The 12,950-nt window shown below is 65.8% G+C and carries 10 protein-coding genes; 5 read left to right on the forward strand and 5 right to left on the reverse strand.

Going from position 1 to position 12,950, the window contains the following annotated elements; genetic code table 11:
• Positions 1-17 precede the first annotated feature (17 nt).
• A complete protein-coding gene (locus DSD28_RS06145) occupies positions 18-680 on the reverse strand; it encodes an isochorismatase family cysteine hydrolase (protein WP_205536177.1) in 663 nt (220 codons plus the stop codon).
• A gap of 24 nt (positions 681-704) precedes the next feature.
• Positions 705-1,586, reverse strand: coding sequence for a MurR/RpiR family transcriptional regulator (locus DSD28_RS06150; RefSeq protein ID WP_119255503.1), 882 nt, complete (start codon positions 1,584-1,586; stop codon positions 705-707).
• Between the two features lie 167 nt (positions 1,587-1,753).
• Here DSD28_RS06150 and DSD28_RS06155 point away from each other — a divergent pair, with 167 nt between their 5' ends.
• From DSD28_RS06155 to DSD28_RS06170, 4 genes are all read left to right on the forward strand, one after another.
• The gene (locus DSD28_RS06155; protein ID WP_119255504.1) at positions 1,754-3,625 is read left to right on the forward strand and encodes a branched-chain amino acid ABC transporter ATP-binding protein/permease; all 1,872 of its coding nucleotides are present in this window, start codon (positions 1,754-1,756) and stop codon (positions 3,623-3,625) included.
• Positions 3,626-3,643: 18 nt separating this feature from the next.
• Positions 3,644-4,798, forward strand: coding sequence for an ABC transporter substrate-binding protein (locus DSD28_RS06160; protein WP_119255505.1), 1,155 nt, complete (start codon positions 3,644-3,646; stop codon positions 4,796-4,798).
• Between the two features lie 87 nt (positions 4,799-4,885).
• Positions 4,886-5,620, forward strand: a complete 735-nt coding sequence (locus tag DSD28_RS06165) for an ABC transporter ATP-binding protein (RefSeq protein ID WP_119255506.1) — start codon at positions 4,886-4,888, stop codon at positions 5,618-5,620.
• A gap of 22 nt (positions 5,621-5,642) precedes the next feature.
• Positions 5,643-6,530 carry a branched-chain amino acid ABC transporter permease gene (locus tag DSD28_RS06170; RefSeq protein WP_205536178.1) on the forward strand — a complete coding sequence of 296 codons (888 nt, stop codon included), beginning with the start codon at positions 5,643-5,645 and terminating at the stop codon, positions 6,528-6,530.
• An 83-nt stretch (positions 6,531-6,613) separates the two neighbouring features.
• On the opposite strand, the gene DSD28_RS06175 is transcribed toward DSD28_RS06170, so the two are convergent.
• Positions 6,614-6,928 carry a twin-arginine translocation signal domain-containing protein gene (locus DSD28_RS06175; protein WP_119255507.1) on the reverse strand — a complete coding sequence of 105 codons (315 nt, stop codon included), beginning with the start codon at positions 6,926-6,928 and terminating at the stop codon, positions 6,614-6,616.
• A gap of 254 nt (positions 6,929-7,182) precedes the next feature.
• Here DSD28_RS06175 and DSD28_RS06180 point away from each other — a divergent pair, with 254 nt between their 5' ends.
• Complete coding sequence (locus DSD28_RS06180) at positions 7,183-8,346, forward strand: MFS transporter (protein WP_119255508.1); 1,164 nt, start codon at positions 7,183-7,185, stop codon at positions 8,344-8,346.
• Between the two features lie 99 nt (positions 8,347-8,445).
• Here DSD28_RS06180 and DSD28_RS06185 read toward each other — a convergent pair whose 3' ends face one another.
• Positions 8,446-11,631, reverse strand: a complete 3,186-nt coding sequence (locus tag DSD28_RS06185; RefSeq protein WP_119255509.1) for an efflux RND transporter permease subunit — start codon at positions 11,629-11,631, stop codon at positions 8,446-8,448.
• Positions 11,632-11,746: 115 nt separating this feature from the next.
• Positions 11,747-12,937 carry an efflux RND transporter periplasmic adaptor subunit gene (locus DSD28_RS06190; RefSeq protein ID WP_119255510.1) on the reverse strand — a complete coding sequence of 397 codons (1,191 nt, stop codon included), beginning with the start codon at positions 12,935-12,937 and terminating at the stop codon, positions 11,747-11,749.
• Positions 12,938-12,950 lie beyond the last annotated feature (13 nt).

The raw sequence follows: 12,950 nt of genomic DNA on the forward strand, positions 1-12,950 counted from the left end.
TCCCCTTCTTGAAGCGGTCAGGCCCGGCCGAGCCCTTCGAGGCGGCTGACGACGGTGGCGGTGTCGGTGATCCAGCAATAGCCGGAATAGGCGCGCAGCGCGGCTTCGTGGCGCTCCTGGCTGTAGGTGGCGCAGGCGTCATCCACCACGGTCACCAGATAACCGCGGTCGGCGGCATCGCGCACGGCCATGTCGACGCACTGGTCGGTGATGACGCCGGCGATGATCAGGTAGCGCGTGTTGAGGTTGCGCAGCACGTAGTCGATGTTGGTCGAATTGAAGACGCCGGAGGAGGTCTTCGGCAGCACGATCTCGTTGTCGACGGGCGCGAGCGCCGGGATCACCTGGCCTTCGGGCGAACCCTTCGGCACATGCATGTCGGAAAGCTTATGGTCGAGCGAGCGGTCGCGGCCGTCCAGTGTCAGGCTCTCGATGATGGTGTGCAGCACGTTGCAGCCGGCCTTGCGGCCCGCTTCGAGAATGCGAACCTGGTTCGGGATGACCATCTCGCGCAGGCGCCGGTGGTAGTAGCTGTCAGCGTCCTGCGGATGGGTCGGGTCGAGGTTCGGCTCGCACCAGATGCGCTGCATGTCGACATAGAGCAGGGCTGTCATGCCGGGCTCATAGGCGCTGTCGCGCCGCAGCAGGTCTTTGCCGTATTGCACTTCAATCGCAGTCATGTCTGTCCTCCAATTCGTGATCGTTCAGGCGCCGCCCTCGACGGGCGTGCCATAGGCGTCCTCGGTGATGCCGTAGCTGCGGCGCAGCTCCTCCATCCGCTCGATGCGCCCGCGCGACTGGGTGGCGAGGCGCGCGGTGAGGGCGGCGACCAGTGCCTCTGTCTGCGCGATAGCGGGCACCATCGTGTCATAGGGCGACACCGTGTCGACCGGCGCCATCAGCGTGACGGCGGCGAATTCGGCGATGGGCGAGACCCAGCGGTCGGTGAAAAGCACGATCTTCGCGCCCTGCTTGGCGGCCTGCCGGGCGAAGCGGATCGTATCGATCTGGTAGCGGCGATAATCGTAGACGAAGAGCACGTCGCGCTTGCCGAGATCGACGAGCTGGTCGACCTGGTCGGCCTGCGTGCCGTTGATCCAGCGCGTCTCGGCGCGAAGCTGCTTCATATGCGCCCAGAGCAGCCCGGCGAGGAAACCGCTGAACCGGCCGCCGAGGCAGTGGACGCGCAGATTGAGATCCGCGGCCGCGTCGATGGCCGCCTCGAAATCGTCGGGGGGCAGCATCTGCATCGAGGATTCCAGCGCATGGATGCTGGCGCGCAGGAAGTATTGGTAGAAGTTCTCCTGCTCCAGCGAGGGCTTGCGCGTGTCGAGCATGGAGAGCGGCGAGCTCATGCGCTCCTGCACCTCGCCGAGCAGGGCGGCCTGGAATTCCGGATAGCCCTCGTAGCCGAGCTTGCTTGCAAAGCGCACGACCGTCGGGTTGCTGACGCCGGCGGCGGCGGCGAGATGCGCGACCGTGGCGAGGCCGGCCGCCGGATAGTTCGACAGGAGCTGGCGCACGATCTTCAGCTCCGCCCGCGTGAAGGCGATCTCCCCGTCCGTCAGGCGATCTCGAATGGCCATTGTCCTGCCTCCCCCTCGTGATCGGCGTCGTGGCTCGATTTTAATTTTGTTACATTCTTGCTAGCAGACAATAAAAAATGAAACAAGATTGACATATGCGTTTTCTCGATTAACGTTTGTTGCGGGAACGGGTCCGGCAAACGGAGCCATAAATCGGGAGAATGCTGATGGGGCGCATAAGGCGCGGGACCGTCGTCGGTATCGTTGCGACGGCGCTTCCCCTGGTGGTCGCCGCCGTTGTGGCGGCTGGCCTCTTTCCGGGGGCGGGGCAGCGGCTGGTGACGCTGTTCCTGATCAATGTCGTCGCCGTCATCGGCATCGGCGTCTACAGCGGCAATTCCGGCATCATCTCCTTCGGCAATGTCGGCTTCATGGCGATCGGCGCCTATGCCTCGGGCCTCCTGACCATCAATCCCATCGTACAGAAGACGGCGCTGCCGCACCTGCCGGAATGGCTGATGGGCTGGGGCGCGCCGTTCCTGCCTGCGCTGCTCGTTGCGCTCGTCGTCGTGGCGCTGGTGGCGGTCGTCATCGGCATTCCGGTGGCAAGGCTCGGCGGCTCGTCAGCCTCGATCTGCACGCTCGGCTTCCTCGTCATCGTCCATGTCGTGCTTGTCGCCTCCAGCGATTTCACCCGCGGCAGCCAGACCTTCTTCGGTATTCCGCGCGCGGTGAACCTCTGGGTCGCGCTGCCCTTCGCGATCCTTGCCGTCGCCATCGCCCGCATCTATCGCGACAGCGCGGCCGGCATGAAGCTGCGCGCCTCCCGCGAGGACGAGATTGCCTCCATCGCGGTCGGTGTCGACGTGCGGCTCCACCGCTTCCTCGCCTGGGTGCTGGGTGCGATCCTTTCCGGCGCGGCGGGCGTGCTCTACGCCCATTTCATCGGCGCCTTCTCGCCGAAGGACTTCTATTTCAATCTCACGTTCATGCTGCTCGCCATGCTGATCCTCGGCGGCATCACCACCGTTTCGGGCGCGGTCGTCGGCACGGCGGTGATCATGGTCATCGTGGAACTGCTGCGAAAGCTCGAAGGCGGCGTCGATCTCGGCTTCCTCTCGCTGCCGACGGTCTTCGGTCTCACCGATATCGGCATCGGCCTTGCCATCCTCCTCGTCATGTACCGCCTGCAGGACGGTCTTCTCGGCGTGCGCGAACTCGACGAGCAGGTTCCGTTCCTCAAGCGCCTTGTGGCCGGCGGCGCGAAGCCCGTGGCGGCGACGGTGTCCGCGCCGGTCTCCGAAGCCGGCACGCTGCGCGTCGAAAAGGTCGGTAAGCGCTTCTCCGGCCTCGTCGCGCTGGAAAATGCCGATTTCGACATTCGCCCCGGCCTCGTCACTGGTCTGATCGGCCCGAACGGCGCCGGCAAGTCCACCCTCATCAACAGCGTTTCCGGCGTCGTGCCGCCCTCGACGGGGCGGGTGATGATCGACGGGACGGACGTCGCCTCGCTCCCCGTCCATCGGGTGCCGGTCGCGGGCCTTGCCCGCACCTTCCAGAACATCCGCCTCTTCAAGAACCTTACCGTGCTGGAAAACGTCACCGTCGCCGCAAGCGCGGTGGCGAAGGATCGCGATCCGGTGGATCTTGCCCGCGCGGCGCTCACCGAGGTCGGTCTCGGCGACGTCGCCGGCCAGCTCGCTGGCACGCTCTCCTACGGCGCGCAGCGACGCTTGGAGATTGCCCGCGCGCTGGCGCTGAAACCACGCTACCTGCTGCTCGACGAGCCTGCCGCCGGCATGAACCCGGCCGAGACGCAGGAGCTTATGACGGTGCTCGACCGCATCCGCACCAAGCACCGCCTCGGCCTTCTGGTGGTGGAGCACGACCTCAAGCTCATCATGCGGCTCTGCGACATCGTCGTCGTGCTCAACAAGGGCCAGCAGATCGCCGTCGGCACGCCGGCCGAGATCCAGGCGAACCCGGCCGTCATCGAAGCCTATATCGGCCGTCGCCGCTCGGCCGCACCGCGCACGCAGTCCGTCATCGAAGCCGACGTGCCGGGTTTCGATCCGCATGCCGCCGGCAAGCCCGCATAACCACCAGAGGAGCATAGAATGAAAGCGACATTGAAGGTTCTTTTCCTGTCCACCGCGCTCGGCGCGCTCGCCCTTCCGGCACTTGCCGAAGACCTCGTGGTCGGGCTCGCCACCGCGCAGACCGGCAGTCTTGCGCCCTATGACCAGCCCTCGCTGAAGGGCCTCCAGATGGCGGTCGACGAGATCAACGCGGCCGGCGGCATCGCCGGCAAGTTCCCGATCAAGCTCGTCGCCAAGGATACCCGCTCGGATGCCGCCCAGACCGCGCTCGTCGCGCAGGAACTGGTCGATGAGGGCATCAAGATCCTCGTCACGCCCTGTGATGCCGACCCGTCGATCGCCGCTGGCCAGATCACGCAGGCCGCGCAGATCCCGGCCTTCTCCTTCTGCGCCACGACGCCGACGATGCCGCTCGCCGTTGGCGACTACATGTTCGGCAACTATCCGGCCGACAACGTTCAGGCAGCGGTGCTGGCGAACTACGCCAAGGAGAAGGGCTTCAAGACGGCCTATGTGCTGAAGTCGCCGGACACCGCCTATACGCTGAAGCTGCCGGAATATTTCGCCACCAGCTTCAAGGGCAAGGGCGGCGAAGTGGTCGGCGAGGGCACCTACAGCATGGGCCAGCAGGATTTCAGCGCCGAGGTCACCAAGATCAAGGCGCTGAACCCGGCGCCCGACGTCATCATGACGGCTGCCTACGAGCCTGATTTCCCGGCCTTCATCCGCCAGCTTCGCGGCGCGGGCGTCACGACGCCGATCCTCGGCAGCGACGGCATCGATTCCCCGACGACCTTCGGCCTCGGCCCGCTGGTCGACGGCGTCGTCTTCACCACGGCGGGCTTCGCCGTCGAGGGTAGCCCGCTCGCTGCCTTCAACGAGAAGTACAAGGCCAAGTTCGGCCAGGACCCGGACACCATCTACATCGCCAACGGCTACGATCTCGGCAAGGTCATCGAGGCGGCCGTCACCAAGGCCGACAGCGTCGAGCCGACGGCGATCCGCGAGGCCATCGCCGGGCTGGAGAATGTCGAGGGCGTTACCGGCAAGATCAGCTATGCCGGCACGCAGGGCATGCCGCTGCGTTCCGTCTCTCTGGTGCGCATCGAGGGCGGCAACCGCTCGCTGGTCAGCCAGGGCGTCCCGGCCGCCGAGGACGTTCCGGCGCCGTAATCTGCAAGCGACGCCCTCCGGCGCGGCCGGAGGGCGTTCCTACCTGCTGTGTGGCCGGGGCTAAGTGCCGCGGCGAGGATTTGCCCGATGACGCATGACAAGCACGATGAGACCCCCCTGCTGGAGGTCAGCGGCCTCAAGGTCGCCTATGGACCGGTCGAGGCGCTGAAGGGCGTGGACCTCACGGTCCACCGCGGCCAGATCGTCACCCTTCTCGGCGCGAACGGCGCGGGCAAGAGCTCGACGCTCAATTCGCTCGTCGGCCTCGCCGCCAAGAAGGCCGGCCGGGTGACCTTCGCCGGCCGGGACATCTCCGCGCTGCCGCCGGAAATGATCGTGCGCATGGGCATGACGCTGACGCCGGAAGGTCGACGTATCTTTCCGACGCTGACGGTCGACGAGCATCTCCTCCTCGGCGGTGCAATGCACAAGCGCCGCGGCGAAATCGACGCGGTGCGCGAGGACATGCTGTCGCGTTTCCCCATCCTCAAGGAGCGCCTGCACCAGAAGGCGGGCTCGCTCTCGGGCGGCGAGCAGCAGATGCTGGCCATCGCCCGTTCCATGATGTCCTCGCCCGAGCTGCTACTCCTCGACGAGCCGTCGCTCGGCCTTGCGCCGCAGATCGTCGACCAGATATTCGAGCTGATAGCGGGCCTGCGCGAGCGGGGCCTGACGATCCTCCTCGTCGAGCAGAACGTCGCGCTCTCGCTGGAGATCGCCGATGCCGGCTATGTCATGGCGAACGGCCGCATCGTGCTGTCCGGCCCGGCGACCGAGCTGCGCAACTCCACCGAAATCCAGGGCGCCTATCTGGGCGCGTGACCGGCGAGAAGGAAAACCATCCATGGACATGTTCCTGCAACAGCTCGTCAACGCGCTCAGCCTCGGCGGCACCTATGCGCTGCTGGCGCTTGGCCTTGCCGTCGTCTTCTCGATCATGGGCCTCATCAACTTCGCGCATGGGGAACTGATGACGGCGGCCGGCTACGGCCTCTGCTTCGCGCTGATCTTCGGCCTGCCTTTCGGCTTCGCGATCATCGTCGCACTGGCGGTCGCCATCGCCCTCGTGCTCCTGATGGAACGCGTCGCCTTCCGGCCGGTGCGCGGGGCGAGCGGCACGACGCTGCTTCTGACGAGCTTCGCCGTCAGCGCCATCCTGCGCGTGCTGTTCCAGAATTTCATCTCGGCCCGGCCCAAGCCCGTGCCGATGCCGATGAGCCTTTCCGGCACGATCGAGATCGGTGGCCTCCATATCGGCGTCATCCAGGCAATCTCCATCCTCGTGACGGTGATCATGCTGGTCGGGCTCAACCTCTTCCTGCGCACGACCGTGCTCGGCCGCGCCATGCGCGCCGCCTCCGAGGATTTCGCCATCGTGCGCCTGATGGGCATTCGCGCCAACGCGGTCGTCGCCACGGCCTTTGCGATTTCCGGCCTCCTGGCGGGCGTCGCTGGCATCCTGTGGGTCGCCCAGCGCGGCAGCGTCGATCCGCTGATGGGCTTCCTGCCGGTGCTGAAAGCCTTCATCGCCGCCATCATCGGCGGTCTCGGCAGCCTGTCGGGCGCCGTCGCCGGCGGCTTCCTGCTCGGCTTCATCGAGGTCTTCCTGCAGGCCTACCTGCCGGAAAGCCTGCTGAGCTACCGCGACGCCTTCACCATCCTTCTCGTCATCGCGGTTCTGCTGTTCGCACCGCAAGGCTTGCTGGCCCGCAAGACGATCGTAAAGCTCTGAGCACGGCCGGAGACAGAAAGAGGCTCCGGTCATACCGGAGCCTCTCGGAAGGATATCGAATGCTCTGGTCCAAACCTCTGGGTTCAGATCCAGACGCGCTCCCGCCAGCAACGACGGTGCCAGCGGCCGTGATGACGTACGCGGCGGCACACGCGGCGCCATACTCTCCGGCGATGATGGCGATGCGGGCGATGGTGCCGAGGCCAATGCCCCCGCCGATGGCTGACATCGACCACATCCGGCTCTGAGGTTTCCAGCTCGTCCAGAATGCCGCTTCCGGAGCCGATGTCGCCGGGGTTGATGATGCCGGCCTGCACGCTTTCCGGTTTGACCACCGAAGCCAGGGCCGCAGCGCCGGCCAATCCGAGCAATCCAGTTAGAAATGATCGTCGATCCATGCTTTCCTCCTATTTGCGCGACGTCGAGGATTGAACAGGCGCGAGCCTGAATGGTTCCTGAATGGCGCTGACATCGGTTCGGCGCTCACGGCAACGAAGACCGGTTCAATCCGGCTTCAAGTTGCCCTGACGGCGTGCTAGTCACATATCGAGGGATAACCGAAGCTTTGCCGCGAAACCCGACAGGTTTTTCCATGTCGGGGTGGTCGTTCGTCCGCACCTGCATGGATCATCATGCCAGGAGGATGACGCGCATGAATCCGATCATCGTTTTGCTCGCTTTCGCGACTTTTGCCACGGGGACAGCCGAGAACATCATTGTCGGCATCCTCCTTGAGGTCGCCGACGGCCTTGATGTCTCGCCGGCGCTCGCCGGGCAGCTGACCGCCGTCTTCTCCGTCGTCTTTGCCGTGACGGCACCGCTTGCGCTCGTCCTGACGACCCGGATCGAGCGCAGGCGCCTGTTTCTTTGCGCTCTGGGCCTCTTCGTCGTCAGCAACCTTGCCGCGGCAGCAAGCCCGAACTTCACCGTCATGCTCGTGGCCCGCGTCGGGATGGCCATGGCGAGCGCCACCGTCTGCTTGCTGGCAACGATGCTGGCGACGGAACTCGTCGATGAAACGATGCGGGGACGGGCGATCGGCATCATCTTTATGGGGATCAGCGGATCGCTGGTGTTCGGCGTGCCGGCGGGCATGGTGGTTTCGGATCTGGTGGGGTGGAGAGGCGTCTTTGTTGCGCTCGCCACGCTCGCGGCCGCAGTATGGCTGGTGAGTTATCGGTGCGTTCCGGTCTCGGGGCTGCGCAGGACGGCCCTGCCCAAATATATGGCCCATCTTCGCGAAGCCCCTCTCGCCGCCGGCCAGTTCGTCTCCATCCTGATGATTGGCGGACACTTCGTTCTCTTCGCCTTCCTCGCCCCCTACTTTGTGCAGGTCGCCGGATTCGCAGAGGGGAATGTCGCTCTCGCATTCGCCGCTCTCGGGGTTGCGGGCGTGAGCGGGGGGTATTTCGGAGGCTGGCTTTCAGACAGGCTTTCTCCGCGTGCCGCACTTCTGTTGGCGCCATCGGCCTATCTGGTGGCGCTCGCAGCGATCCCGCTGCTGGAAAGCAATCCATGGCCGATGTTCGCCGTCATGATGGTCTGGGCGTGCATCAGCTGGATGATTTCACCCGTCGTGCAAAATTTCCTGATCTGGTCGGGGCCGAAGACGGCCGAGGCGGGGATCAGCCTGAATTTCTCGGCAATGCATATAGGCGTGGGGCTTGGAACCGCGGTTGGCGGCATAACCCTTGAAGAGTTTTCGATCCGTGCGCTGCCTTGGACCGGCGCGTTCATAGCCCTGCTTGCCGTATTTGCGAGTTGCTACGCAATATGGGCGTTGAATATCCGAAAGTCCCGTATGGCAACGACATAGGGATGGAGCGGGCAAGGGACGTCGGTGTTCCGTTGCAAGTGTTTCGCCAGCCGGCGACAAGACGGCGTGACCGGGGCAGTGCCCCGGTCGTCCTTTTCGTCAATGCTGCGGTGCCGGCTCGCCCGCCATCGTCGAGCGACCGTGCTGGACGAGCGGACGGTTGCCGGCCAGCCAGCGGAGCAGGACGTAGAACACCGGCGTCATGAAGATGCCGAAGAAGGTGACGCCGAGCATGCCGGAGAAGACGGCAAGGCCCATGGCGGCGCGCATTTCGGCACCTGCCCCGGTCGACAGCACCAGCGGCACGACACCCATGATGAAGGCCATGGAGGTCATGAGGATCGGGCGCAGGCGAAGGCGGCTTGCCTCGATCGCGGCCTTCACGGGCGTCCTCCCCTCGAATTCCAGCTCGCGCGCGAACTCGACGATGAGGATCGCATTTTTCGCCGAAAGGCCCACCAGCACCACGAGGCCGATCTGGGTGAAGATGTTGTTGTCTCCGCCCGTGTACCAGACCCCGGCCAGCGCCGCGAGCACGCCCATCGGCACGATCATGATGATCGCGATGGGCAGCGTCAGGCTCTCATATTGCGCGGCGAGCACGAGATAGACGAGCAGCAGCGCGAGCGGGAAGACGACGATGCTCGAATTGCCGGCAAGGATCTGCTGGTAGGTGAGGTCCGTCCATTCGAAGTCGATGCCTGCCGGCAGGGTCTCCGCGGCGATCTTCTCGATGGCCTCCTGCGCCTGTCCCGAGGAAAAGCCCGGCGCCGGCCCGCCGTTGATGTCGGCGGCGAGGAAGCCGTTGTAGCGCGTGGTGCGCTCCGGTCCGGTCGTGGCATCCACCTTGAGGAGGGCGGCGAGCGGGATCATCTCGCCGGATTGCGAGCGCACCTTCAGGTGGCCGATATCCTCCGGCTCCGCGCGGAAGGCGGAATCGGCCTGCACGCGCACGCTGTAGGTCCGCCCGAAGGCGTTGAAGTCGTTGACATAGAGCGAGCCGAGATAGATCTGCAACGTCTCGAACACGTCCGTCACCCGGACGCCGAGCTGCTGGGCCTTGGCCCGGTCGAGGTCGGCGTAGAGTTGCGGCACGTTGATCTGGAAGCTGGAGAACAGGCCTGCCAGTTCCGGCGTCTGGTAGGCCTTCGCAAGGAAGGCCTTCGTCGCCTCGTCGAGCGCCTGGTAGCCGAGGCCCGCGCGGTCCTCGATCTGCAGCTTGAAGCCGCCCGTCGAGCCGAGGCCGTTGACCGGCGGCGGCGGGAAGATGGCGATGAAGGCGTCCTGGATGCTCGCGAATTTCTGGTTGAGCTGCATGGCGATCGCCCCGCCGGAAAGCTCCGGCGTCGTGCGCTTGTCGAAATCGTCCAGCGTGGCGAAGACGATGCCCGAATTGGAGCCGATGGTGAAGCCGTTGATCGACAGGCCCGGGAAGGCGATGGCGTGGGAGACGCCCGGCTGTTCCAGCGCGATCTTGCTCATCTTCTTGATCACCTCCTCCGTGCGGTCGAGCGTGGCGCCGTCCGGAAGCTGGGCAAAGCCGATGAGGTACTGCTTGTCCTGCGCCGGCACGAAGCCGCCGGGCACGGCGTTGAACACCGCATAGGTTGCCCCGACCAGCACCAGATAGAGCGCCATGACTACCGACTTGCGCGAGACGAGCCCGCCGACGCTGCGCCCGTAGCCGTTCGAGGCCGCGCCGAAGACCCGGTTGAAGCCGCGGAAGAACCAGCCGAACAGCCGGTCCATGGCGCGGGTCAGCCAGTCCTTGGGTGCATGATGGTCCTTCAGGAGAAGGGCGGCCAGCGCCGGCGAGAGCGTCAGCGAGTTGATCGCGGAAATCACCGTCGAGATGGCGATGGTCAGCGCGAACTGCCGGTAGAACTGGCCGGACAGGCCGCTGATGAAGGCGAGCGGCACGAAGACGGCGACGAGCACGAGCGCGATGGCGACGATCGGTCCCGAGACCTCGCGCATCGCCCGGTAGGTCGCCTCGCGTGGGGAAAGGCCGTTCTCGATATTGCGCTCGACATTCTCGACGACGACGATCGCGTCGTCCACCACGATGCCGATGGCGAGCACGAGGCCGAAGAGCGTCAGCGCGTTCACCGAGAAGCCGAAGGCATACATCACCGCGAAGGTGCCGATGATGGAGACCGGGACGGCGAGTAGCGGGATGATCGAGGCGCGCCAGGTCTGCAGGAACAGGATGACGACGAGCACGACGAGCGCCACCGCCTCCAGCAGCGTGTCGACGACCTTGTCGATGGAGGCGCGGACGAACTCCGTCGTATCGTAGACGATCTCGTATTTCACGCCGTCCGGCATGGCGAGCTGGAGCTGGTCCATGGTCGCGCGCACATTGTCGGCGATCTCGATGGCGTTGGAGCCAGGCGCCTGGAGCACGGCGATGGCGACGGCCGGCTGGCCGTCGAGGAGGGAGCGCAGCGTATAGTCGGCCGCGCCCATCTCGATGCGGGCGACGTCCCGGAGGCGGGTGATCTGCCCTTCCGCGCCGGCCTTGACGATGATGTTGCCGAATTCCTCCGGCGTGCGCAGGCGGCCCTGCGCGTTGACGTTGAGCTGGAGGTTCACGTCGGAAGGCGTCGGCGAGGCGCCGATGATGCCGGCGGCGGCCTGCACGTTCTGCTCGCGGATCGCGTTGGTGATGTCGCTTGCGGCAAGCGCATGCTCGGCCGCCTTCTGCGGGTCGATCCACACGCGCATCGCATAGTCGCCCGCGCCGAAGACCTGCACCTGCCCGACGCCCTCGATGCGGGCGAGGCGGTCCTTGATGTTCAGCGTCGCGTAGTTGCGCAGATACGTGACGTCGTAGCGGTCCGTCGTCGAGACGAGGTTGACCACCATGATGAAGTCGGGCGAGCTCTTGACGGTGGTGACGCCGAGCGCGCGCACTTCCGCCGGCAGGCGGGGCTCGGCCTGCGCCACGCGGTTCTGCACGAGCTGCTGCGCCTTGTCCGGGTCCGTGCCGAGCTTGAAGGTAACGGTCAGCGTCAGGACGCCGTCGGACGTCGCCTGGCTGTTCATGTAGAGCATGTCCTCCACGCCGTTGATCTGCTCTTCGAGGGGCGTGGCGACGGTTTCGGAAATGACGACGGGGTTTGCGCCGGGATAGACGGCGCGCACAACGATGGATGGCGGCACGACCTCCGGATATTCGGAAATCGGCAGGGCGCGCATGCCGATGAGGCCTGCCACCACGATGAGGATCGACAGCACACCGGCAAAGACCGGGCGATCCACGAAGAAACGCGAAATATTCATGTCAAGAACCCCTCTCCAGGGACGAACGGACCCGTCCGGCGGGCAAGGCTCCGCCGGCAGGCATGGGATTTCTGTGGTTGGAGGCAGGGCGCGGTGTGCGCCCTGCCGGCCTTCGTTACTTCACGGAGGCGACGTTTTCCTGCACCTGCGGGTCGACGACGGCGCCGGGGCGGATGCGCTGCAGGCCGTTGACGACGACCTTGTCGCCGGCTGCAAGGCCGCTTTCGACCACGCGCTCGCCGTCGGAAAGGCTGCCGAGAACGATGGGCCGGTAGGCCACCTTGTTGTCCTTGTCGACGACGAAGACGAACTTCTTGTCTTGGTCGGTGCCCACCGCCTTCTCGCTGACGAGGATCTTGCTTTCGGCCCGCGGCTCGCCCATGCGGATGCGCACGAACTGGCCGGGGATCAGCCTGCCGCCCGGATTGTCGAAGACGGCGCGCACGGCGATGGTGCCGCTCGCCGCATCCACCTCGTTGCCTATGAGCTGGAGCTTGCCGCGGATCGGCGTGCCCTCGTCGGCGAGCGTGCCGACCTCGACCGGGATCTGCTCGATCGGCCGGAGCGCGCTGTCGGAGGCGGGCAGGGCTGCGAGCGCCTTCGCGACCGTTTCCTCGCTGACATTGAAGCCCGCATAGATCGGGTCGACGGAAACGAGCGTCGTCAGTGCCGGCGAGGCGGAGCCCGCTGCAACGAGGTTGCCCACGGTGATTTCCACCTTGCCGGCGCGGCCGGAAACGGGGGCGCGGACATTGGTGTAGTCGAGTTCGAGCTGGGCGGCATGCAGGGCCGCCTGCGCGGTCTTGAGGGCGGCGTTGGCCTCGGCCAGCGCGTTCTGGCGCTGGTCGACCTCGCTCTGCGAGACGCTGTTGCTTTGGGCGAGGCGCTCGCCGCGCTCGAGCTGGATCTTCGCCAGCGTCACCCGCGCCTCGGCCGAGGCGAGCTGGCCTTCGGCCTGCGTCACCGCCGTCCTGTAGGGCTCGGGATCGATGGTGAAGAGAAGATCGCCCGCCTTCACGAGCGCGCCTTCGCGGAAGTCGACCGACTGGATGGCGCCGGCGACGCGCGAGCGGACCTGCACGCGGTCGATCGCCTCCAGCCGGCCGGAAAACTCCTGCCATGTCACGACGTCGCGGTTCTCGACCACGGCGATTGTCACCGGCACGGCGGGCACTTCGGCTGCCGCGACGGCCTCGGCCTGGGCGGCAGTGCCCGGCAGTTGAAACATCAGGGCCGCGGCAGAAACGGACACGGCCAGACCCAGGCCGGCGCCCGTGAGGGCCCAGCGCTTGCGCTTCGACATCATTGTTTTCTCCTTG

It is taken from the genome of Shinella zoogloeoides, assembly GCF_003574625.1.
Lineage (GTDB): Bacteria > Pseudomonadota > Alphaproteobacteria > Rhizobiales > Rhizobiaceae > Shinella > Shinella zoogloeoides_A.

What these genes read in the sequence shown, in the direction of transcription:
- DSD28_RS06145 (WP_205536177.1), bottom strand. Translation starts at nt 680, where the DNA reads ATGACTGCGATTGAAGTGCAATACGGCAAAGACCTGCTGCGGCGCGAC.
- DSD28_RS06150 (WP_119255503.1), bottom strand. Translation starts at nt 1,586, where the DNA reads ATGGCCATTCGAGATCGCCTGACGGACGGGGAGATCGCCTTCACGCGG.
- DSD28_RS06155 (WP_119255504.1), top strand. Translation starts at nt 1,754, where the DNA reads ATGGGGCGCATAAGGCGCGGGACCGTCGTCGGTATCGTTGCGACGGCG.
- DSD28_RS06160 (WP_119255505.1), top strand. Translation starts at nt 3,644, where the DNA reads ATGAAAGCGACATTGAAGGTTCTTTTCCTGTCCACCGCGCTCGGCGCG.
- DSD28_RS06165 (WP_119255506.1), top strand. Translation starts at nt 4,886, where the DNA reads ATGACGCATGACAAGCACGATGAGACCCCCCTGCTGGAGGTCAGCGGC.
- DSD28_RS06170 (WP_205536178.1), top strand. Translation starts at nt 5,643, where the DNA reads ATGGACATGTTCCTGCAACAGCTCGTCAACGCGCTCAGCCTCGGCGGC.
- DSD28_RS06175 (WP_119255507.1), bottom strand. Translation starts at nt 6,928, where the DNA reads ATGGATCGACGATCATTTCTAACTGGATTGCTCGGATTGGCCGGCGCT.
- DSD28_RS06180 (WP_119255508.1), top strand. Translation starts at nt 7,183, where the DNA reads ATGAATCCGATCATCGTTTTGCTCGCTTTCGCGACTTTTGCCACGGGG.
- DSD28_RS06185 (WP_119255509.1), bottom strand. Translation starts at nt 11,631, where the DNA reads ATGAATATTTCGCGTTTCTTCGTGGATCGCCCGGTCTTTGCCGGTGTG.
- DSD28_RS06190 (WP_119255510.1), bottom strand. Translation starts at nt 12,937, where the DNA reads ATGATGTCGAAGCGCAAGCGCTGGGCCCTCACGGGCGCCGGCCTGGGT.